The organism is Flavobacterium notoginsengisoli, from assembly GCF_042686225.1.
GTDB lineage: Bacteria > Bacteroidota > Bacteroidia > Flavobacteriales > Flavobacteriaceae > Flavobacterium > Flavobacterium notoginsengisoli.
Genome location: NZ_JBHUOT010000011.1, coordinates 50,127 through 74,206, shown reverse-complemented (window position 1 = coordinate 74,206; position 24,080 = coordinate 50,127). Strand labels below are relative to the sequence as shown.

Annotated in this window: 13 protein-coding genes; 8 read left to right on the top strand and 5 right to left on the bottom strand. The window is 32.8% G+C overall.

Annotated features, from left to right (window positions below; translation table 11 throughout):
• Positions 1-2: 2 nt before the first annotated feature.
• Together ACFS3A_RS21250 and ACFS3A_RS21245 are read right to left on the bottom strand one after the other, a co-directional pair.
• Positions 3-1,883 carry a M1 family metallopeptidase gene (locus ACFS3A_RS21250; RefSeq protein WP_379827571.1) on the bottom strand — a complete coding sequence of 627 codons (1,881 nt, stop codon included), beginning with the start codon at positions 1,881-1,883 and terminating at the stop codon, positions 3-5.
• A 66-nt stretch (positions 1,884-1,949) separates the two neighbouring features.
• The gene (locus ACFS3A_RS21245; RefSeq protein WP_379827570.1) at positions 1,950-3,587 is read right to left on the bottom strand and encodes a S8 family peptidase; all 1,638 of its coding nucleotides are present in this window, start codon (positions 3,585-3,587) and stop codon (positions 1,950-1,952) included.
• 304 nt (positions 3,588-3,891) lie between these two features.
• Between ACFS3A_RS21245 and ACFS3A_RS21240 the strand changes: the two genes are divergently transcribed.
• Positions 3,892-8,985 carry a T9SS type A sorting domain-containing protein gene (locus ACFS3A_RS21240; protein WP_379827569.1) on the top strand — a complete coding sequence of 1,698 codons (5,094 nt, stop codon included), beginning with the start codon at positions 3,892-3,894 and terminating at the stop codon, positions 8,983-8,985.
• 239 nt (positions 8,986-9,224) lie between these two features.
• Positions 9,225-14,261 carry an RCC1 domain-containing protein gene (locus ACFS3A_RS21235; RefSeq protein WP_379827568.1) on the top strand — a complete coding sequence of 1,679 codons (5,037 nt, stop codon included), beginning with the start codon at positions 9,225-9,227 and terminating at the stop codon, positions 14,259-14,261.
• A 74-nt stretch (positions 14,262-14,335) separates the two neighbouring features.
• Here the strand turns inward: ACFS3A_RS21235 and ACFS3A_RS21230 are convergent, their stop codons facing one another.
• Positions 14,336-15,193, bottom strand: coding sequence for an MBL fold metallo-hydrolase (locus ACFS3A_RS21230; protein ID WP_379827567.1), 858 nt, complete (start codon positions 15,191-15,193; stop codon positions 14,336-14,338).
• A 71-nt stretch (positions 15,194-15,264) separates the two neighbouring features.
• On the bottom strand, positions 15,265-16,191 hold the full coding sequence (locus ACFS3A_RS21225; RefSeq protein ID WP_379827566.1) for a hypothetical protein: 927 nt from the start codon (positions 16,189-16,191) through the stop codon (positions 15,265-15,267).
• Positions 16,192-16,523: 332 nt separating this feature from the next.
• On the opposite strand from ACFS3A_RS21225, the gene ACFS3A_RS21220 reads away from it, so the two are divergent.
• The 5 genes from ACFS3A_RS21220 (at position 16,524) to sufD (ending at position 21,189) form a co-directional block, all read left to right on the top strand.
• Positions 16,524-16,853, top strand: a complete 330-nt coding sequence (locus ACFS3A_RS21220; protein ID WP_012023267.1) for a HesB/IscA family protein — start codon at positions 16,524-16,526, stop codon at positions 16,851-16,853.
• Positions 16,854-16,936: 83 nt separating this feature from the next.
• Positions 16,937-18,385, top strand: a complete 1,449-nt coding sequence (gene sufB, locus ACFS3A_RS21215) for a Fe-S cluster assembly protein SufB (RefSeq protein WP_379827565.1) — start codon at positions 16,937-16,939, stop codon at positions 18,383-18,385.
• Positions 18,386-18,544: 159 nt separating this feature from the next.
• Positions 18,545-19,291 carry a Fe-S cluster assembly ATPase SufC gene (gene sufC / locus ACFS3A_RS21210; RefSeq protein WP_029271512.1) on the top strand — a complete coding sequence of 249 codons (747 nt, stop codon included), beginning with the start codon at positions 18,545-18,547 and terminating at the stop codon, positions 19,289-19,291.
• An 85-nt stretch (positions 19,292-19,376) separates the two neighbouring features.
• Positions 19,377-19,766: a four helix bundle protein gene (locus ACFS3A_RS21205; protein WP_379827564.1), complete on the top strand. Its 390-nt coding sequence runs from the start codon at positions 19,377-19,379 to the stop codon at positions 19,764-19,766.
• 106 nt (positions 19,767-19,872) lie between these two features.
• Positions 19,873-21,189, top strand: a complete 1,317-nt coding sequence (gene sufD / locus ACFS3A_RS21200; RefSeq protein WP_379827563.1) for a Fe-S cluster assembly protein SufD — start codon at positions 19,873-19,875, stop codon at positions 21,187-21,189.
• Positions 21,190-21,295: 106 nt separating this feature from the next.
• Here the strand turns inward: sufD and ACFS3A_RS21195 are convergent, their stop codons facing one another.
• Complete coding sequence (locus ACFS3A_RS21195) at positions 21,296-22,645, bottom strand: serine hydrolase domain-containing protein (protein WP_379827562.1); 1,350 nt, start codon at positions 22,643-22,645, stop codon at positions 21,296-21,298.
• Between the two features lie 219 nt (positions 22,646-22,864).
• Here ACFS3A_RS21195 and ACFS3A_RS21190 point away from each other — a divergent pair, with 219 nt between their 5' ends.
• Complete coding sequence (locus ACFS3A_RS21190) at positions 22,865-24,079, top strand: aminotransferase class V-fold PLP-dependent enzyme (RefSeq protein WP_379827561.1); 1,215 nt, start codon at positions 22,865-22,867, stop codon at positions 24,077-24,079.
• Position 24,080 lies beyond the last annotated feature (1 nt).

The following is a 24,080-nucleotide window of genomic DNA, read 5'->3' as shown; positions in this document are numbered from 1 at the left end:
GATTACTTCACTTCAAAAACATTATTTGCTTGTTTTACATCAGCCATTAATCCGCTTGGATCGATAGTAATTTTTTTGATCGCTGTTTTGTTTTTGTCAATCGTAAAACTGTAGTTTTGCTGTGCCCAGGCCCAGTCTTCTAAAACAGTTCTCTTTTGATTTGGGTTTGGATTTGATTTAATGAAATTCATCATTCTTAACGGAATGTAGAATGTTTCAGAAGTTCCGTCTGTATAATCCACTTTCAAATCGATTGGCATTGGCATTCTTCCAATTCTTTCTAAGGAAATGGTTGTTTTTCCTGCGTTGTCAGCAACATCTTTGATACCGTAATCAATTGTATTGGTTGTCTGCGCCCAGTCTGTTAAATACCAGTCTAACTCAGCTCCAGAAACTCTTTCGGCTGTTCTTTTGATATCATTTGGAGTTGGGTGCTTGAATTTGAAATCATTGAAATATCTTTTCAAAGTCGCATCAACATTCTCTTTTCCAATAACATATTCTAGCTGTGAAAGGAAAATACTTCCTTTAATATAAGATGAAATACTGTAAGGACGGTTTTCCTCATAACGATCTCCGTGAGTAGTTTGTGGCTGTTCTTTACCAGAATTTACTAAATTGTAATAAGCATTATAATTTCCTTTAAACGGATTTACTTCTTTTTTGTCTCCTTTTAATTCATTCAAAGCACTGTCTTCGATGTAAGTTGTAAAACCTTCGTCCATCCAAGGGTGTTTTGATTCGTTTGAAGCCAAAATATGTTGGAACCAGGAATGTCCTAACTCGTGAGTTGCAGTTCCAAGAATTCCTTCCAAAGTTCCGTTTCCTAACATCAAAGTACACATTGCGTACTCCATTCCACCGTCTCCACCTTGAATAAATGAATATTGTTTGTACGGATATTGTCCCACTCTGTTGTTGTAATAATCCATAACTTTTACCATTAAAGGCTCCAACTGTTTCCAGTTTTCTGCTACTTTGGGAGTGTTTTTGTAAAAGAAATGCAAATCAACATCGTTTGGTCCTTTTACAATATCATGCGCATAATCTTTGTCTGCTGCCCAGGTAAAATCGTGAACATTTGGCGCAATAAAATGCCATGTTAATGTCTTTGCTTTTTTAGGATAAACAACTGTTACACCGGCATCTTCATAACCATGCCCAATTGAATTTTTATCTTGTAAGTATCCTGAACCTCCAATTGTATATTCTTTGTCAATTGTAATTTTCACGTCAAAATTACCCCAAACGCCGTGAAATTCTCTCGCTATATAAGGATCTGCGTGCCATCCTTCGAAATCAAATTCGGCTAATTTTGGATACCATTGTGACATTGAAAGTTCAATTCCTTCCGAATTATTTCTTCCTGAACGACGAACCTGAACAGGAACTTGTCCGTCAAAATCTAATGTAAATGTCGTTTTAGAATTTGGTAAAATTGGCTTAACCAAAGTTACTTCCAAAATAGTTCCTGAAACTCTTGTCTGAGCAACAGCGCCATCTTGTTTGAAGTTTGTAATTTTTAAAAAACCGATTTCATTTGGTTTTAAAGTCTCTATTCTGCTTTGTTTTACATCTTTTCCGTTGGCATCTTTTGTTTTATTTACCATTCTTCCGTCCGGATCTTTGATAAAATGAAGACGTGCATCCATTTCGCTTCCCGGCTGGAAAGCATTTGGAAACAAATGATAAAATACTTTTTTCAGTGTATCAGGAGAATTATTAGTGTAAACCAATTCTTGTTTCCCTTTGTACTGATAGTTTTTTACATCCATCGAAACCTCCATTTTATAATCGGCATGCTGTTGCCAATATGAGGTGCTTTGAGCAAAAGCAGTGTTTAAACCAATGCTTAAGAAAGAAAGTAAAATAATTTTTCGCATGTGTTTGTATGTAATAGAAAATGGAAGAGCGCGAACTCTTCCATTAGATTAATAGTGTATTTATGTTTATTTTTTAGACATCTTTTCAGCCATTAATAAAGCATTGTAAGCATTTACCATTTTTGCAGTTTTTGATGATTCTACAGAAGAAACAGCTACTGGTTTTTCTGCCGGATTTTCACTTTTACCTAAAACTACTTTTGCAGGAAGTGCGACTCCCGAATCCATTAAAATCTTTTTAACCTGAGACGCTTTTAATTTTGGATAGTACGAACGAATCAAAGCTGCAACACCTGCCGCATTTGGAGATGCCATTGATGTTCCTTGTAAATACTTGTATTTGTTGTTTGGAACTGTTGCATAGATTTCTTCACCAGGAGCAAAAACGTCTACATTAATTTTTCCGAAGTTTGAGAAACCTGCAATTACATTTTCTCCATATTCTTTATTGATTGCTCCAATCGTGATAACATTATCTGCAAATTCTTTTACATTATCTTCAGAGTCATTTGGATAATTGATGTTTTTTGTTTCATCAATATTATAACCATCGTTTCCTGCAGCGTGAACAATTAAAACGTCTTTTTTAGCTGCATATTTAATAGCATCGTAAACCCATTGTTTGTGTGGAGAAAAGCTTTTTCCAAAACTTCCGTTAATTACTTTTGCCCCATTATCTACAGCATAACGAATTGCTAAAGCGATATCTTTATCGTACTCGTCTCCGTCTGGCACCGCTCTTACAGTTAAGATCTCCACATTTGGTGAAGCTACTCCGTCTCCACCTAAATTATTTCCACGAATTTGCGCAATAATTCCGGCTACGTGAGTTCCGTGAAGCGCTTTTTCTTTATCCGGTCCAAAAACGATATTGTTTCCGTAATGATTGTCTTTAATATCTTCCGGATTATCGCCTACGATTTTTCTACCGTCGAATTCTTTATTCAGGTTATAGTTTAATTGATCGTAAACTTGTTCTTTATATTCTCCAAAATCAGCTTCTGGATCAAAAGTCGAACCAGCATTAGTAAAAACCTGAGTCATTACAGCTTTACTTCTTGCTACTTTAGGGTCTGTTGAAGTAATTTTACTCAGATCTTCTAATTTATAATCTGTTTTATTCAGTTCTTTTTTTATAGTGTTATGAACTTCTAGTAAGAAATCTACTTGTTCTTTATCTTTTAAAGCTTCTTCATATTTCTCAGTATATTGAGCTAAAGCTTCTTTATATTGTGCAGAACCGTCGTCACCTTTTTTAACGATACGTGTCATTTCGAGGTTTTCATTAACCGCATTTCCCAGGAAATTCCATCCATGAATATCATCGATAAATCCGTTTTTATCATCATCGATTCCGTTGCCCGGAATTTCTTTTGTATTAGTCCAGATCATTCCCTGAAGATCTTCGTGTTCAATATCTACACCAGAATCTACAATACCTACAATAACTTTCTGCCCTTTTTTACCCTGCAGCAATTCAGTTAAGGCTCTGTCTACACTCATTCCCGGAATAGAATCTTTTACTAAATCTAAATGACTCCATCTTTTTAATTCATTTTCACTAACTGGTGCTTTTTTTACCACTGCCAAAGGAGCAACGATTGGTTGTTTCGGCGCAGATTTTTGTGCTTGCATACTTGCACTGCAACCTGCTAATACAAGTAATGCAAAAGCAGATAATTTAAGAGGTTTTTTATGACTCATGTATCTATAAATAATTGTAAAGTTAAAAGATGGGTCTAAATTATGCTTTTTTGTTACAAAATGCTAACCATTAACAATGTGTTATGAAATTTTGATGAAAATATAGTCCAACAATTACAAATACAAACAACTTATTTCTAGATCGTTAAACCAATATTACGATAATCATAAAAACTCCTCAAAAGTGCCTGTTTAATGAATTAAATACATGAAAAACAACAAATAACACGTCGTTACGTCTTCCCGTAAGGAATCTTCATATTAATAGCTTAAAATTGCGACGACCTAATTCTAAACTTATTCTATGAAAACAAAACTACTCTTGTTGCTGTTACTGGCAAATTTTTCTATTTATGCGCAAACTACTGCGATTCCTGATCTCAATTTTGAAAAGAAATTAATTGCATTGGGAATTGACTCCGGAAATCCGGATGGAAAAGTGCTTACTTCAAAAATTTCAGGACTTATCTCTCTGGATGTTTCAAATAGTTCAATAACCGATCTTACCGGAATTGGGGCATTTAAAGATTTGGAAATTTTAAACTGTAGTAATAACCAAATAACATCTCTAAATTTACTGCCAAATAGTTATTTAACGACTCTTAATTGCTCCCGAAATGCTCTTACTGCTTTAAATTCGCTTCCAACTCAGGAATTAAGAACCATTATAGCCTCGTATAATCAAATAAAAACATTTGCTTTTACAACTACTAATAAATTAAGAAAGCTTCAAATAGACAATAATATCCTAACGTCTTTAACCGTATATTCTCCAAATACATTGGAAGAATTAAACTGTGACAAAAACAATCTAACTTTTTTAAATATCTATCCAAATGTTGCTTTAAAGTCATTTTCTTTTAATCAGAATCAAATTTCTTCAATTGACCTTAAACAAAATGTTTTATTAACAGATTTAAGCTGTTGGGAAAATCAACTTACATCCTTAGATGTTTCAAAAAATACTGCACTGGTTTCTTTATATTGTGATTCTAATAAAATTCCATCATTAGATCTTTCCGGCAACACCAATTTGGTTGATTTTTCCTGCACTAATAATATGTTGGCAGAATTAAATCTAAAGAATGGAAACAATACTAAAATAAATAAAACACAACTTAATTTGACTTCCAATCCCCTTTTATCTTGTATAAAAGTGGACGATCCTTCTTATTCTAATAATAATTGGTACCCTGTCTCAAAAGACCCTGCAACAAGCTACAATCTTGATTGTAACTTATACACACTTATTCCTGATCTAAATTTTGAAAAAGAATTAATTTCCACAGGTTATGATTCTGGTACTCCTGACGGAAAGGTACTTACTTCGAAAATCGTACTGGCGACACAATTAGTTCTTACTAACAGAAATATTAGTGATTTGACTGGAATAGAAGCATTTGCCTCTTTAAAAACATTATATGTCCGTATTAATAATTTAACAACTCTGGATGTTTCTAAAAACAAGGCGCTGGAAGTACTGGACTGCGAAAGAAATAAATTAACTTCTTTAGATGTTTCTAATAACCCACTGCTAACATCATTGTCTATAGCCGGAAACTCAATTTCTATTTTAAATGTAGAAAATAACACTGCTTTAAAAGCCTTAAATATTTCAAAATATGCCAGTGGAACCTCCGGATCTTTATTTGGTAATTTTACTTCTATCAACCTTTCTAAAAATACAGCATTAGAATCTTTTGAGTGCCAACAAAATATAATTGAGCAACTGGATTTATCAAATAATTTACTGCTAAAAGAATTGAACTGTAGTCAAAACCAAATTAAGTCTTTAGATTTAAGCTCTCACAAAGCCTTGACAACTGTAAAAGTAAACAATAATAAATTGGTGAGCCTAAACTTAAAAAATGGCCAAAACAATTTATTACTTAAAGCCAATATAGACTTAACTGTAAATCCAACTTTATCTTGTATTAGCGTAGATGACGTTGATTATTCAAATGTTAACTGGGCAGGAAAAAAAGATGCCGCTGCGTTTTACTCTCCAATAAACTGCAACGCGATAACATTAATTCCAGATCCTAAATTTGAAGACAAATTGATCAGCCTTGGGATTGACACCGATGGTAAAAACGGATTGATTGCAACAGCAAGTGCAGCTGCAGTTACTACTTTGAATGTTGCTAACAGCTCTATAACCGATTTAACAGGAATTCAAGCATTTACATCGCTTACCGGCTTAGACGTTTCTAAAAACTCTTTAAGCAAATTGGATTTATCTAAAAATACTTCTTTAAATCATATTATTACTTTAAATAATGCTGACTTAAGATGTATTCAGGTCGCAGATGTAAATTATGCTTTGGTAAATTGGACTATAATAAAAGATACTTTCACAAGTATCAATCTTGATTGTACAATTTACACTTTAATTCCTGATGAGAAATTTGAACAAAGATTGATTGATTTAGGAATTGACAAAGATGGTAAAAATGGTAAAGTTACAACTGCCAGCATTTCTTCTCTGACGACTTTAAATTTAAACAACAGTGGAGTTTCAGATTTAACCGGAATCGAAGATTTTACAGCTCTGGAAAGAATTGATGCTGAAAACAATCAATTAAAAACTTTAGATTTTACTAAAAATACAAAATTAAAAACCTTGGTTATTAGAAACAATCAGTTGACAAGTTTAAACGTAGATAACTGTTTGGATTTAGAGTACCTAAATTGTGAAAATAATCAATTAACATTCTTAGATGTTTCGAATAATATAAAACTGGGATCCTTTTGGGGAAGCACGAATAAGTTTACAAAATTAGATTTTTCAGGCCACAATAATCTTATTGGTATTTATTGTGCAAATTCAGAGATAAATACTTTGAAACTTCCGAATAACGATAATAATAATTTAACGAAATTATGGTGTGGAGGTAATAAATTGGAAATTTTGGATGTTTCAAAAAATTTAGCTTTGACCGAACTTGTATGTGATGGAAACCAATTACAAGAATTAAATACATCTAAAAATACTGCTTTAGTAGCGTTGACTTGTTCTCTAAACAAACTAAAAAGTTTAGATATCTCGAACAATAAATCATTAACTATCTTCAGATGTGACAGAAATAATCTGGAAAGTCTAAACTTAAAAAACGGAAAAAACACGATACTAACTAAAGCGAATTCAAATTTCATTTACAATCCAAACCTATCTTGTATCCTAGTTGATGATGCTGATTATTCTAATGCTAACTGGTCAACATTGAAAGATACTTATGCTACGTACACTACTGACTGTAACCTTATTAAATTCACTTTAATTCCAGATGTAGAATTCGAGAAAGCTTTGATTTATAAAGGAATTGATAATATACTAGATGGAAAAGTCCTTACAAGCAGAATTGCTGTTGAAAAAGATTTAAATTTAACCTCTCTTAATTTCAAAGAAATTTCAGATTTAACTGGATTAGAAGACTTCACTTCTTTAGAAATACTAACTACACCAGGAAATAAAAAAATAAGCCAATTAAACGTTTCTAAAAACACTGCATTAAAGACACTAACTTGCGGTTCTGAAAATTTAACTACTTTAAATTTGACTAATAATAAAAATCTAGTTACGTTATACGCCTACAATAATAAGCTTACTACATTAAATACAAGTACAAATACTGCTCTTGAAACTATAAGCATAAATCTCAATTTATTAAACAGTGTAGATTTACAAAACAATGTTAATCTAACAAACCTTTACCTTAATTCTAATACTGGCCTTACTAATGTTAATGTTTCTAAAAACATTAAATTAACAGAATTACAAATTCAGGGCACAAGTGTAAATACTTTAGATGTTTCAGCAAATACTAAACTTGCAACTTTAATTTGCGATAATAGTAAACTTACCAGCTTAGATGTTTCTAAAAATACATCATTGGTAAATTTGAATTGTTCTAATAATGCATTAAAGAGTTTAAACCTAAAAAATGGTAAAAACACTTTATTCACTACCTACCTTAATTTTAAGAACAATTCAGGTTTAACTTGTATTCAGGTTGACGACGTTACCTATTCTACAAATAAATGGAGTAGTTATAAAGACGCAACAGCTAGTTTTAACACAGATTGCACGGTTTATACTTTAATTCCCGACTCAGCTTTTGAAGATAAACTAATCGCATTAAATATTGACAAAGATGGTAAAAACGGAAAAGTTGCTACTTCAAGTATTGCCTCTTTAACCTCACTGGATATTTCAGGAAGTTCTATTAAAGACTTAACAGGAATTCAGGATTTTACTTCATTAAAAGTATTAAACTGCAGTACAAATCAGTTGACAGTTTTAAATCCTGCCAGCAATCCTTTATTAACCGATTTGAATTGTTCTAACAACACTATAACTGTTTTGGATGTAAGCAAAAATCCTGCATTGACGGCATTAAATGTTTCAAACAATAATTTAAATTCTTTGAACGTAAAAAATGGTTTCAATGTAAATATGGATTGGTTTAGTGTGAATTTTACCAAAAACCCTTCTCTATCCTGTATTCAGGTTGACAACGCTAAATATTCTAACGATAACTGGAATGGAAAACTGGACAAAACTTCTTTCTTTACAGAAAATTGTGGCAGTTATACTTTGATTCCGGATTCAAATTTTGAAGATAAACTAATTGCATTGAACATCGATATAGACGGGAAAAACGGAAAAGTTTTAACTTCAACAATCGCATCAGTAAAAGACTTAAATGTACAATTAAGCGACATTAAAGACCTCACTGGGATTGAGGATTTTACTGCTCTTGAATTTTTAAATTGTCAATTCAACCTTTTAACTTCATTGAATGTATCCAAAAATTCAAAATTGATTGAGTTGTATACACATGGAAATGATTTAACAGTATTGAATTTAGCAGCAAATCCTGCTCTTACAACTTTACAGGTTAACAAAAACAAACTAACTGATTTGGATTTATCTAAAAACACCAAGTTGGTATACGTGAACGTCATGGAGAACTCACTAAAAAGTTTGAACCTTAGAAATGGTAATAATACCAACTTTACAGGTGCATTATTAAACAAAAACACTGCCTTAACTTGTATTTTGGTTGATAACCCTTCTTTTGCGGCTTCAAGCGGTGTATTCTTTAAAGATACCACTGCAAATTACTCTTCGTCATGCTCGTTAGGCATTGAAGATTCTGTTTTTGCTAAAGTGATAATGTATCCTAATCCAACAAAAGGTGAGGTTAACATCAATAACGTTTCTTTAGAAAAAGCAACCGTTTACAATTCATTAGGACAGATAGTAAAGTCATTTACTTTAAGCTCTGCAAATACAGATCATACAATTAACTTGTCTGGATTACCAAAAGGAGTTTATTACATATACTTAATCAATGAAGATGCTGCTTCTGCTAAAAAAATAATTTTAGAATAATTATAATTTGTTAAACTAAAAATCCCGTTTTCAGAATATTGAAAACGGGATTTTTTTGTAACGTATTGATTCTCTTTGTTTCGTTACGTCTTTCCGTAAAGAAATCTAAACCAAAATTTGTATAATTGCTCTGGCAAAATCTATAAACAGTTTATAAAAACAAAACTGATTATTGCTGTTTTTAGAAGATTTTTCAATTTAAATTCGTCTCACAATTAATTAACCCAAATATTAACTCTATGAGGAAAACTTTACTCTTAATTTTAATTTTTTCTTTTTCACAAACAAATGCACAATGCTGGAAAGAAGCAACTTCCGGATACAGTTTCAACGTAGCTATGCAAAACGATAATAGTCTATGGAGCTGGGGAAGTAACAAAGATGGTCAAGCAGGAGATGGCACTTTACTAAACAATTCTTCGCCAAAAAAAATAGGAACAGATACTAATTGGCAAACAGTAGTTACCGGAACCGATCATGCCGTTGCTTTAAAAAAAGATGGCTCTTTATGGGCTTGGGGAAGTAATAAATATGGGCAATTAGGAGACGGTACCAGCGTCAACAAAAGTATTCCTACACGAATAGGGTCTGCTACTGATTGGCAAACAATTGCAGCAGGAAATCAATATACAGTAGCCTTAAAAAAAGATGGAACTTTATGGGCTTGGGGAGATAATTATTTTGGGCAATTAGGTAATGGTACCAGTTCAGGACCTGGAATTCCTAAACAGGTCGGAACAGATAAAGATTGGAAAACGATAACCGTAGGTTATCATCACACAATTGCCTTAAAAACAGATGGCAGCTTATGGACCTGGGGAAGTAATGATGATGGAAAATTAGGAGATGGTACTACTAAGAATGGTTATTCACCAAAAAAAATAGGAACAGATACTGACTGGAAGACAATCTGTGGAGGAGGGAGTCATACCCTTGCTATAAAAACAGACGGATCTTTATGGGCTTGGGGACAAAATACATATGGTGAGTTAGGAAACGGTACAACTATGAATAGTTATATTCCGATAAAAATAGGAACATCCACAGATTGGAAAACTTTAGGTGCGGCGGGAGATCATTCAATTGCAATAAAAACTGATGGCTCTTTATGGACCTGGGGATATAATTCACACAATGAATTAGGAAATGGTAAATATTCAAACAGCCTTACACCAGTACAAATAGGGACTGGAAAAAACTGGCAGGCGGTAACTGCAGGCTGGTACTACACAACTGCAGTAAGTACTGATGGTGTTATGTGGACTTTTGGAGATAACGCAGATGGACAATTAGGTGATGGTACAACTGTTAATAAAAATGTACCTGTAATTGTTCCTTGCTCTGATATGTTGACTCTTAATATAAATGTGGTGAATGTAACTTGTTTAGGCATGCATAATGGTTCTGCAACTGCTATTGCAGGAGGAGGAACCGCTCCTTACACTTATTTATGGTCTAACGGAGGGACAAGTTCTTCCGTAAAAGATTTAGCACCCGGCACATATACATGTAAAGCAACAGATGCGTCTTCATTAACAACTATTATTGCCTTTACAATTACTGAACCCAATCTTATCTCTTTGGTTGCAACAAGTATTAATGCCTGTAATGGCAACAACGGAAGTATCTCCATTATCGCAAATGGAGGAACAAAACCTTATCAATATTCTATTTCAGAGTTTGGAGTTTTTCAAGATTCAAATATCTTTAATAATTTATCTGCAGGAAATTATTCTGTAATGGTAAAAGACGCTAATGGATGTATCACAAAGTCAGATTATGCAATAGTTAATTCAACCACTACGCAACCACCAACTGCAAATTCACAAACATTTGATAAAGGCGCAACCGTTGCCGATTTAAAAGCCAGCGGCACAAACATTAAGTGGTATGCTGATCCCGTATCATCTAATGTGTTGAGTTTATCAACTGTTTTACAAACAGGTACATATTATGCATCGCAAACAATTAATGGATGTGAAAGCTCGTCAAGATTAGCAATAAACATAACTATTAAGCCAATTCTGATTGATGATAAAATACCTGCAAATGGATTAATTTTTTATTATCCGTTTAGTGGAAATACTACTGACGCAAGCGCAAATGGTGTTAATGCTAATGCAAAAAATGTTACCTTAATTTCTGATCGATTTGGAAATGCTAACTCTGCTTGTTCGTTTAACGGAATCAACAGTAGTTTAGAGCCTTTTTTAGCAAATACTCCACAAGTAAATAATACCCGAACCATTACCGGTTGGTTTAAAATCAGTAAACCTGTTAGCAAAAGCATGAATTTTGCTATGATAAATTATGGAATCAATCCTGATGCTGCTTTTAAAATAAGTTTTTATTCTAAAGGTTATTTGGATGTCACTTTTGATACTCAGACCTTTTCATCTCAAAAAGACTATTTCAATAATCAATGGACCTTTTTTGCCATGACTTTTAATGATAGTACTAAGTTGTTTTCATTATACATCAATAATGTTCTTGAATTATCAGGAACTGTAAACTCGTTTACAAAAGGGTTTGGAGATTTTTTATGCAGAATAGGAAAAAATAATGACACAGATTACTTTGAGGGAGCTTTAGATGATATTGCGCTATGGAATCGTGTACTGACTTCGGAAGAACTTTCTGCTTTATATACTCCAGGTGAGCAGCCTGCTTATACTTTAATTCCAGATCCTCTTTTTGAAGAAAAATTAATCAATTTGAAATTGGATAATTTTCCAGTTGATGGAAAAATCCTGACATCTAATATTAATACCTTAACTTCCTTAGACGTTAGTAAAAGTAATATTTCAGATTTAACAGGAATACAAGACTTCGTATCATTAACTAATTTGAATTGCAGTCAAAATAGTTTAAAAGCATTAAACATAAGTAAGAATACTGCTTTGACAGTTTTAGATTGTAATAACAACCAGATTGCAAATTTAGATGTAAGTAATAATATTACCTTAACTGACTTAGTTTGCTACTCAAATAAATTAACCTCTTTGGATGTTAAAAAAAATACAACTTTAACAAAATTAGATTCTGGTTCAAACCAATACACTTCATTGGATGTAAGTAATAATACTGCTTTAACATTTTTGGGATGCAATACTAGCCAGTTAACCACTTTAGATGTAAGCAAAAATACCGCTTTAAATCTTCTGGATTGTCGCGAAAATAAATTAACCTTATTGGATGTTTCTAAAATCACTACTCTAAAAGAGCTATATTGTCAATCTAATCAATTAACAAATTTAGATATAAGCAAAAATAAAGCTTTAGAATTTTTAAATTGTTCAAAAAATCAGCTAACCACTTTGGATGTTAGCACAAACACCGCCTTAGTTGGTTTATATCCTAATTCCAATCAATTAACAAGTCTAAATTTAAAGAATGGAAACAATGATAAACTTGTCTATCTAAATTTTGTTAATAACCCAAATTTAACTTGTATACAAGTCGATAATGTGGCTTACGCTAATGCAAACTGGTCTGGCAAAAAAGATCTTACTGCAAGCTTTAATACGAACTGCAATGACGGCTATACTTTAATTCCCGATCTGAATTTTGAAAAAGACCTAATTGCCAAAGGAATTGATTCTGAAACTCCCGACGGAAGAGTTCTTACCTCAAAAGTAGCTTCGGTAACTGAATTGTATGTTATGGATAAATCAATTAGGAGTTTATCCGGAATTCAAGATTTCACGTCTTTAAAAACTCTTTTTTGCGATGGAAATCAAATCACTAGTATCGATATTTCTAATAATACTACTTTAGAAGATTTATCTATAGGCGATAATCAGTTAAAAAAATTAGATGTTTCTAAAAATATAGCTTTAAAAAGTCTGTATTTTCACAACAACCAAATAGACAGTATAAATGTTTCAAAAAATAAAGCCTTACGATGGTTATATATGTCTGGAAATAAGGTAACAGATTTAAACATTTCAAAAAACACTGCTTTAGTGCACTTAACCTGTAGTTCTAATTTATTAACTACGCTTGATCTTTCTCAAAATACAGCTCTTGAAGATTTAATTTGTGATCATAATCAATTAACAGAATTAGATATTTCTAAAAATATTTTACTTAACGGTTTGTATTGTAACAGTAATAAACTAACCGCTTTAAATACTTCAAAAAATACTAATCTGACTAGAATCGAATGTGATTCTAATCAAATTACTCGTTTAGATACTTCTAATAATCCTTTATCAGGCGGTTTGAATTGTAATTCTAATTTATTAACGTCTCTTGATATTTCAAAAAACACTTCTTTAAATTATCTAAAATGTGCTTCCAATCAATTAATTAATCTTAATTTAAAAAACGGAAACAATACCAAGTTTATCAATACCACTATGGTTGATAATTTGAAAAACAACCCAAAATTAACCTGTATACAAGTTGATGATGTAACTTATGCGAATAAAAACTGGATGAATGCTAAAGACTCTTGGGCTACCTACAATACTACTTGCACAATAGAATATGTGGCACTTCCAGACACTAATTTTGAACAAAGGTTAATTGATCTTGGAATTGATACTGATGGTCTTAATGGAAAAATCACAATTGCTAATGCCAGTTCAATAACAAGTTTAGACCTTTCAAACAGCAATATTAAAAATCTAACTGGTATTGAATATTTTACTTCATTGACAAACTTAGATATAAGCAATAACCAAATTACTTCTCTTGACGTAAGCAACAATTTACTTTTAGAAACGCTAAACGCTTCTTCAAATCAGCTTACTACATTAGATTTATCCAAAAATACCAGACTCAGAATTGTATATGTTGTTAATAATCCTTTGGTTTCTTTAAATTTGAAAAATGGAAACAATCGTAACTTTATTCTGCCATCAAATACTGGAAAAAAATCAGCTTCTGCATTATATACCACTTTCTTAGGGCTTACAACTCTCAGCTGTATACAAGTTGATGACGAGAATTATTCAAATTCAAATTGGTCAAACGTCAAAGAATCGACTACTACTTATGCTAATACTTGTAAAAGCCTAGGTATTGACAAATCTGAATTTAGTCAAGTCATAGTATATCCAAACCCAACAAAAGGAGAAATAACTATTAATAATATTCCATTAGACAAAGCAACAGTTTACAATTCGTTAGGCCAATTGGTAAAATCTTTTACTTTAAATAATGCAAATACAAATAATACAATCGATTTATCTGGCCTACCTAAAGGAGTTTATTATGTGTATTTAATTAACGGAGATGCCGCTTCTGCAAAAAAAATCATAGTAGAATAATCCGTATTAGCTAAATCAAAAAATCCCGTTCTCAAAATACTGAAAACGGGATTTTTTTTATTTTGAATTCTACTTTAAAGAATGTCTTCGCAAGTAAAAACATCTTTTAATCGAACACCTTTTTCGGTATGCTCAACCGTTATAATTTGATTATGTGCATCATGTTCCAAAAACAAATAATGATTCTGATCTGCTGCTAAATTCAGGAATTTTGATTTTTCCGGCATTGTCAAAAGTGGCCTTGTATCGTAACCCATAACATAAGGCAGCGGAATATGTCCTGCCGTTGCTAATAAATCAGCACAAAAAACAATGGTTTTATCCTGATATTTAATGTAGGGAATCATTTGTTTTTCGGTATGACCGTCAACATAGTAAATGTCAAAATTTAATTCTTTTGAGAATCCAAAATCAGTTTCAGGTCTTTCAATAAAATTCAATTGTCCGCTTTCCTGCATCGGTAAAATGTTCTCCGACAAGAAAGAAGCTTTTTCACGAGCATTTGGTTTGGTTGCCCATTCCCAATGGTTTTCGTTGGTCCAGAATTTGGCATTTTTAAAAGCAGGTTCGTAGCCTGTTTTATCACTATTCCATTGCACACTTCCTCCACAATGGTCAAAATGCAGATGTGTCATAAAAACATCAGTAATATCATCGCGGTTAAAACCATATTCTGCCAGAGATTTATCCAGGGAATGAGATCCCCAAAGCGAATAATATCCAAAGAATTTTTCAGATTGTTTATCGCCCATTCCAGTATCAATTAAAATAAGGCGATTTCCGTCTTCGATTAACAAACAACGTGCAGCAATATCAATTAAATTATTAGCATCGGCAGGGTTGGTTTTGTTCCAAATTGTTTTGGGAACTACACCAAACATAGCACCTCCGTCTAATTTAAAATTTCCGGATTCTATTGGGTAAAGTTTCATGAGTATGATTTTCTAAAAGAACAAAGCTAGGAAATACAAACTCCTTTTACTAGAAATTATACTGAAAACTGTTATTGTAAGGTAATAGAAGCGGTTCCCATTATTTCCTGCTTGTCGAAGAAATTGACAAAATAAGTTCCTTTTTTAAAGGGATTTCCATCTGCATTCAGAATCCCGTAAACATTAACCGATTTTCCCTGAAAGTCTGTACTCACAATAAAACTATAAACTAATGCTTTATCATTCCCAAACTCGATCAGTTTATTATCTCCTAAAACTGTATTTTTTTGGTCCAATACCTGAATGTAAAAAACTCTTTTTCCAGTTTTAGCAACAGCATTTCCGTTCACAATAAAACTCACTTTAAGTTTTTTTGTATTCTTTGCTTTTGTTGTTTCCAATTCGGCTCCTGAATTTTTTTCACGAAGTGCAACAACCTTAAAAGTACTCAAAGAAAGTTTTGACGCATCTTTAAGGGTCGATTCCAGTTTCTTTTGTTTCAAAATTAAAGTATCATTTTCAGCCTTTTGTTTGTACATCACAACATTTTGGCTTTCAATTTCTGTCAATAAATTTTTATTTTGGGATTTCAGTTTTTTGATCTCTGCCATTTTATTTTCTAATGACAATTTTGAGTCAGAGAGTTGTGATCTGAATACTTTAAGCTGTGCCAATGAAGGATTTTCAGAAGCTTTTATTATTTCCATTAAATTTTCAACATTTTTTCGCTCCAGTTCTAATTGTTCTGATAAAGCTGTTTTTTCCTGAATTGCAATATCATAAGCTTCTTTTAATGTAATTAACGAATCTAAAATACCTTTTTGCACGTTCGTTTCTTTATTTTCATAAAAGTATTCTTCTGACACACCATTTTCTACGGCACTACTTACATTTCCTTCAGGTTCATTACTAAAAACTAATACAGATGCTCCTAATCCCAAAACAAAAATTAATATGAATAAGGGTTTGTACCAAGCAATTTTATTTTGTTTATTCATAATTACTCACAATTTTTTGCAAAAATACCAATTAAATATTCGCGGGAATAAGTATAAATACTTGTTTTTTAACATTTAGGAGCGATATTTGCAGCTTAAAAATAAAAAACTGCTTAATTCGAATTTTTAGACCAATTTCAAGAGTCAATTTTATCAAAATAAGTAATATCTATTTTAACATTTGTTATAATAATGTGAACCGTTATGGAAAAAGGTTTTTAAGTCGTATCTTTGCAGACAATTTCTATTTAACATTGAAAATTAGCGTTTTAAATCTGTACTAAATTCATTACAGCTCAAAATGCTCATTAAAAATTAAACATCTAAGAACAATGATAAAAGTTTCTGATACTGCCAAAAAGAAAATCATCGATCTGATGACTGATGATGGTTTTGACGCCGCAAGCGACTACGTAAGAGTAGGTGTAAAAAGCGGTGGATGCTCTGGTTTGTCTTATGATTTAAAATTTGACAAAACTAAAGGAGAAGACGACAAAATATTCGTTGACAACGACATACAAATTGCTGTTGAGAAAAAATCATTTCTATATTTAGCCGGAACTATTTTAGAATTTTCTGGCGGATTAAACGGAAAAGGATTTGTTTTCAATAATCCAAATGCAAGCAGAACTTGTGGCTGCGGTGAGTCATTTTCACTATAAAAACACAAAGAGAATACCAAGACTAATAAAGATTTAATCTTTGAAATTTCTGAGATTAAATCTTTGAATCTTTAAAATCAACAATGAGCAAATACACAGAAGACGATTTAAAAATCGAACTGGAAACTAAAGAATATGAATACGGATTTTATACTAATATAGAATCTGAGACTTTCCCTATTGGCTTAAACGAAGAAATTGTAAGAGCTATTTCTCTTAAAAAAGAAGAACCTGAATGGATGACCGAATGGCGCATCGAAGCTTTCCGTTCCTGGAAAGAAATGATCGAGCCAGAATGGGCAAACGTACATTACGAAAAACCAGACTTTCAGGCGATCTCTTACTATTCAGCTCCAAAACAAGTAGATCCTAATAAAACTTTGGACGATGTTGATCCGGAATTATTAGAGATGTACAAAAAGTTAGGAATTTCTGTAGATGAACAAAAAAAGATGAACAATGTCGCTATGGATATTGTAGTCGATTCTGTTTCGGTAGCAACAACTTTCAAGAAAACTTTGGCAGAAAAAGGAATTATTTTCTGTCCAATTTCTGAAGCGATCAAAGAGCATCCGGAATTAGTTAAAAAATATTTAGGAACTGTTGTACCGCAAAAAGACAACTTCTACGCAGCATTAAACTCAGCGGTTTTCTCTGACGGAAGTTTCTGTTATATTCCAAAAGGCGTTAAATGTCCAATGGAACTTTCAACTTATTTCAGAATTAATCAAGCAGGAACGGGACAATTCGAAAGAACTTTGGTTATTGCTGACGAAGGAAGCTACGTTTCTTATCTTGAAGGATGTACAGCTCCAAGCCGTGACGAAAATCAATTACACGCTGCTGTGGTTGAATTAATCGCTTTGGATGATGCTGAAATTAAATATTCTACAGTTCAAAACTGGTTCCCCGGAAACAAAGAAGGAAAAGGTGGAGTTTACAACTTCGTAACAAAAAGAGGTTTATGCGAAACAAACGCTAAAATTTCCTGGACACAAGTTGAAACAGGTTCTGCTGTAACCTGGAAATATCCATCTTGTGTATTAAAAGGAGATAATTCAGTAGGAGAATTTTATTCTATCGCCGTTACTAATAATTATCAACAAGCGGATACAGGAACTAAAATGATCCATTTAGGAAAAAACACTAAATCGACTATTATTTCTAAAGGTATTTCGGCTGGAAAATCACAAAACAGTTACCGTGGTTTAGTGCAGATTTCGCCAAGAGCGGAGAATGCAAGAAACTTTTCACAATGTGACTCCTTATTAATGGGTAACAATTGTGGTGCACATACTTTCCCTTACATCGAAAGTAAAAATCCATCGGCTAAAATTGAGCACGAGGCAACTACAAGTAAAATTGGAGAAGATCAGGTTTTCTACTGTAATCAAAGAGGTATTCCGACTGAAAAAGCGATCGCCCTTATTGTAAACGGATTCAGTAAAGATGTATTGAATAAACTTCCAATGGAATTTGCTGTTGAAGCTCAAAAATTATTAGAGATTTCTTTAGAAGGATCTGTAGGTTAAAAAAAGTTTCAGGTTTCAGGTTTCAAGTTTTTGATCCGAAACTTACTTTTACAACCATTAAAAAAGAATTTTATATCATATTAAAATAAAAGATTTTTCAAAGTTTCGTTTTTCAGCACAACTGAAAACTTGAAACTTGAAACTTTAAACAAAAAAAAGATGTTATCAATAAAAAACCTTCACGCCTCAATTGGTGATAAAGAAATCCTTAAAGGAATTAATATAGAAGTTAAAGCTGGAGAAGTTCACGCGATAATGGGACCAAACGGTTCTGGAAAAAGTACGCTTTCTGCTGTTATCGCAGGAAACGAAAACTACGAAGTTACAGACGGAGAAGTTATCCTAGACGGAGAAGATCTTGCTGATTTAGCTCCAGAAGAAAGAGCACACAAAGGTGTTTTTCTTTCGTTTCAATATCCTGTAGAAATTCCTGGAGTTAGCGTGACTAACTTTATGAAAACCGCTATCAACGAAACTCGTAAAGCAAACGGACAAGAAGAAATGCCGGCAAACGAAATGTTGAAAGTAATTCGTGAGAAATCTGAACTATTAGAAATCGACCGCAAATTTCTTTCTCGTTCTTTAAACGAAGGGTTTTCTGGAGGAGAGAAAAAAAGAAATGAAATTTTCCAAATGGCAATGTTAGAACCAAAATTAGCAATCCTTGACGAAACGGATTCTGGTCTTGATATCGATGCTTTAAGAATCGTAGCAAATGGTGTAAACAAATTAAAAAGCGACAAAAACGCAATCATTGTTATCACGCACTACCAACGTTTATTAGATTATATCGTTCCTGATTTCGTTCACGTTCTTTACAACGGAAGAATTGTAAAATCTGGAGGAAAAGAATTGGCTTACGAGCTGGAAGAAAAAGGATACGACTGGATCAAAGCAGAGAATTAAAATTTGTTTCAGGTTTCATGTTTTTTTAGTTTCAAGTTGAATTACATTTTGTAAGTTTAAACTTAAAATTATTTAAGCAGAAATTATGGCGACAATCACTCGATTTGAAGATTTAGAAATCTGGAAAGAGGCTCGACGATTAGCAAAAGAAATTCATCTTATTGCGGTCCACACAGAGTTAAGATCCGACTTAAGATTCAAAAATCAAATAAAAGATTCTTCGGGCTCTGTAATGGATAATATTGCAGAAGGTTTTGAAAGAGATGGAAATTTAGAGTTTCGACAATTTTTATCAATTGCAAAAGGTTCAGCTGGAGAAACGAGATCTCAATTATATCGTGTTTTTGATTTTGAATATATTTCAGAAGAAAAATTCGAAGCTTTAAAAAAGGATTATGAAAATTTAAGCGGTAAAATAAAAAACTTTATCACTTATCTAAATAAAAAAGATTTCAAAGGAAATAAGTTTCATTAGAAAAACATGAAACATTAAACCTGAAACAATATGGATTCACGGGAGTTAAGTTCCAACAGTCAACCTGAAACTTGAAACCTGAAACTCCGAAGGAAACAAAAGAACAATGGATTTAAAAGAAAAATTAGTATCGTCTTTTATGGCTTTTGAAGAGCGTGTCGATGTACATTCAGATTTACATGACATACGCACAAATGCTTTAAAAAACTTCGAAAATAAAGGTTTCCCAACCAAAAAAGAAGAAGCTTGGAAATATACATCGCTAAATGCCATCTTAAAAAATGACTTTACGGTTTTTCCAAAGCAGGAAAATGCAATTGAATTTAACCAAGTAAAAAAATACTTTTTACACGAAATTGACACTTACAAATTAGTATTTATCGATGGCGTTTTTAGTTCGCATTTGTCTTCTACAACGCATGATGGAATCGATGTTTGTTTGATGTCATCGGCATTGACCAAACCAAAATATAAAATGGTTATTGATACTTACTTCAATCAAATTGCAAGTAAAGATGATAGTTTGACTTCATTGAATACAGCTTTTGCAATTGAAGGAGCATTTATCAATATTCCGAAGAAAAAAGTGGCCGACAAACCAATTGAAATTATGTATTTCTCAACTGGAAATGAAACAGCTTTAATGGTGCAGCCTAGAAATTTGGTAATTGTTGGCGAAAATTCACATGTTCAAATTATCGAGCGTCACCAAAGTTTGAACGAAAATCCGGTTTTGACAAATTCTGTTACCGAGATTTTTGCTCAAAAACGTGCAATTGTTGATTATTACAAAATTCAAAACGACAATAGCGAAGCGAATTTAGTTGATAATACTTATGTTTCTCAACAACAAGAAAGCCACGCTTCAGTTCATACTTTCTCATTTGGAGGAAATCTGACTCGCAATAACTTAAACTTTTACCATTTCGGAGAAAGATTAACAAGTACGCTTAACGGAATTTCTATTTTGAATGACAAACAACACGTTGATCATTATACTTTGGTAAACCACGCGCAGCCAAACTGTGAAAGTTTCCAGGATTATAAAGGAATTTTCTCTGATCGTTCGACAGGAGTTTTCAATGGAAAAGTTTTGGTTGAAAAAGAAGCTCAAAAAACAAATGCTTTCCAAAAAAGCAACAATATTTTATTGAGCGATAAAGCAACGATCAACGCAAAACCACAATTAGAGATTTTTGCAGATGACGTAAAATGTTCTCACGGTTGTACTGTTGGACAATTGGATGAAACAGCAATGTTCTACATGCAGTCACGCGGAATCCCGAAAAAAGAAGCTAAAGCTTTATTGATGTACGCATTCTCAAATGCCGTTATCGAAAGCATCAAAATACCAGAATTAAAACAAAGAATTACTAAAATCATTGCCATGAAATTAGGCGTGAATTTAGGATTTGATTTGTAGATATTCTTAACCGCAAAGAGCGCTAAGGTTTACACAAGGTTCGCAAAGTTTTTTATTAAGCTTTGCGAACTTTGCGCTTTTTACTTGGCGTCTTTGCGGTTAAATTTTATTTTTTCACAGAAGAAATTATCCCTTTCAAAAACCCATTAAAATCAAAACTTTTATCACCTTCCCTCACTCCCATTCTCACAATAACCATATCCAAAGATGGAATAATCGCTACCATTTGTCCTTGATAACCACTGCAATAAAACATATCACGCGGAACGTCTGGGAATTTTCCTCCGGCATTTAACCAAAATTGAGCACCATATTTTCCTTCAGAAGTATTTGTTGGCGTTGCGGTATATTTTACCCAACTTTCATCAAGGATTTGTTCACCGTTCCAGTTTCCTTTATGAAGATATAATAATCCAAATTTTGACCAGTCGCGTGGCGTCGCCCATCCGTAAGACGAACCTACGAAAGTTCCGCTCATGTCTTGTTCCACAATCATCGAGTTCATTCCGATTTTGTCGATTACGGCGCTGTACCAAAAATCCAGATATTCTTGCTGTGTTTTAAATTGTCTTCTTAAAATCAGAGATAATAAATTGGTTGTTCCTGATGAATAATTCCAATGTGTATTAGGTTTGAATTGTACTGGTTTATCCAATTGTACTTTTCCCATATCTTCTGCCTGAAAAAGCATTTTTGTAGCATCGCAGATCGTGCTGTAATTTTCTTCCCATTCTAAACCTGAATTCATATGAAGTAAATCATTAAGTGTAATATTTTTACGTTCATCGTTTTTCCATTCTACAACTGGAGCAGGTTTATAAATATCAATTTTTCCCTGTTTCGCCAAAACACCAAAAGCCGAACTTGTAATGCTTTTTGTCATCGACCAGCCTAAAATTTTACTGTTTTTATTAAAACCTGTATCGTATTTTTCGCCGATTAATTTGTCTTTGTATAAAACCACAACGGCGCGGGTGCGTTTTGCTTTTCCGCCATCTTTATCAAAAGAATCATCAATTGCTTTTTTTAATTTTGTATAATCCACATTCGCGAAAGCGGTATCTTTCGGTTCGTTATTTCCATATGGAAAAGGAAGATTATTAACCAATTTTGTTCTCTTTGGAAGCAAATAAGGTTTCGAAACATCATAATTATCATTAATTAATAAAGCGCCTAAACCTTCTCTGTAAATTGCTTTTCTTTCTTTCAATCCGTAAACAGAAGAAACAGCAAATTTTCCGGCATCATCAATGGAGTTTTTAGCCAAATCAATCATATCGATATCATTGTCGGTTTTTTGAATTAAATCTAACGAACGATTATCAATAAAATGTCCGGATGCAACACTTTTAGCTGAAAAACCAGAAATTAAATCAAGCTTTGGATAAGTTGTAAATCCGAAATACAAAAATGCAAGAACCACTACAAGTAAAAGTACTTTGAGAATTTTTTTCATGATATGTGAGTTTTTTTATTGCAATATAAATAATTTATGTTCATGATATTAGAACTCAAATCACAAATCTGTTCGGGATAATTCAGAAAATTGATTTGATTTTTATGGAATCAGCATTTGCGCCTTATAACAATGGTGCCATAAAAGGAAATTATAGAATTGATGCATAAACAAATTTAGTTTTAGTACTTTTGTAGATAGATTTTTTCTAAATAAGACATGCTAGATATTCAAAAAATAAGAGCTGATTTTCCTATACTTTCACAAACTGTAAACGGAAAGCCATTAGTATATTTCGACAACGGAGCGACTTCGCAAAAACCACAAGTTGTGATCGATGCAGAAGTAAAATATTATAACGAAATTAATGCCAACATTCACCGTGGTGTGCACACTTTAAGTCAGTTAGCGACTGATGCTTATGAGGTTTCACGCGGTAAAGTAAAAGATCATATCAACGCAAAACATGCTCATGAAGTTCTTTTTACTTCGGGAACAACACACGGAATCAACCTGGTTGCAAACGGTTTTGCCTCGATTTTAAAACCTGGTGACGAAGTTGTGGTTTCTTCTTTGGAACATCACAGCAACATTGTGCCTTGGCAGATGTTATGCGAAAGAACTGAAGCAGTTTTAAAGGTTATTCCTATTGATGAAAACGGAGAATTAATCATTTCAGAATTCGATGCTTTACTTTCGGAAAAAACGAAAATTGTTACCGTAAATCATATTTCAAATGCATTGGGTGTAATCAATCCAATCAAATATATTATTGATAAGGCGCATGCTGTTGGTGCTGCAGTTTTAATTGATGGCGCTCAGGCCGTTCCGCATTTAAAACCAGATGTTCAAGAATTAGATTGCGATTTTTATGCTTTTTCAGGACATAAAATGTGCGGTCCAACCGGAACTGGAATTCTGTATGGAAAAGAAGAATGGTTGAACAAACTCCCTCCTTATCAGGGCGGAGGCGAAATGATTAAAGAAGTTACTTTCGAAAAAACAACTTACGCTGATCTTCCTCATAAATTTGAAGCCGGAACGCCAAACATCGCTGGCGGAATTGTTTTAGGAACTGCAATTGATTATTTAAACGAAATTGGTTTTGATAAAATTCATGAATATGAAAATGAATTGTTAGAGCACGCAACAAAACGTCTTAATGAAATTGAAGGCATTAGAATTTACGGAAACACTAAAAATAAAGCTTCTGTAGTTTCGTTTAATATTGATGGAATTCATCCTTATGATATTGGTTCTATTATCGATAAATTAGGAATTGCTGTTAGAACCGGACATCATTGCGCACAGCCAATCATGAATTTCTTCTGTATTCCGGGAACAATTCGTGCTTCTTTTTCTTTTTATAATACAAAAGAAGAAATCGATCAAATGGTGGATGCAGTTAAGAAAGCGCAAACAATGCTAAGCTAAA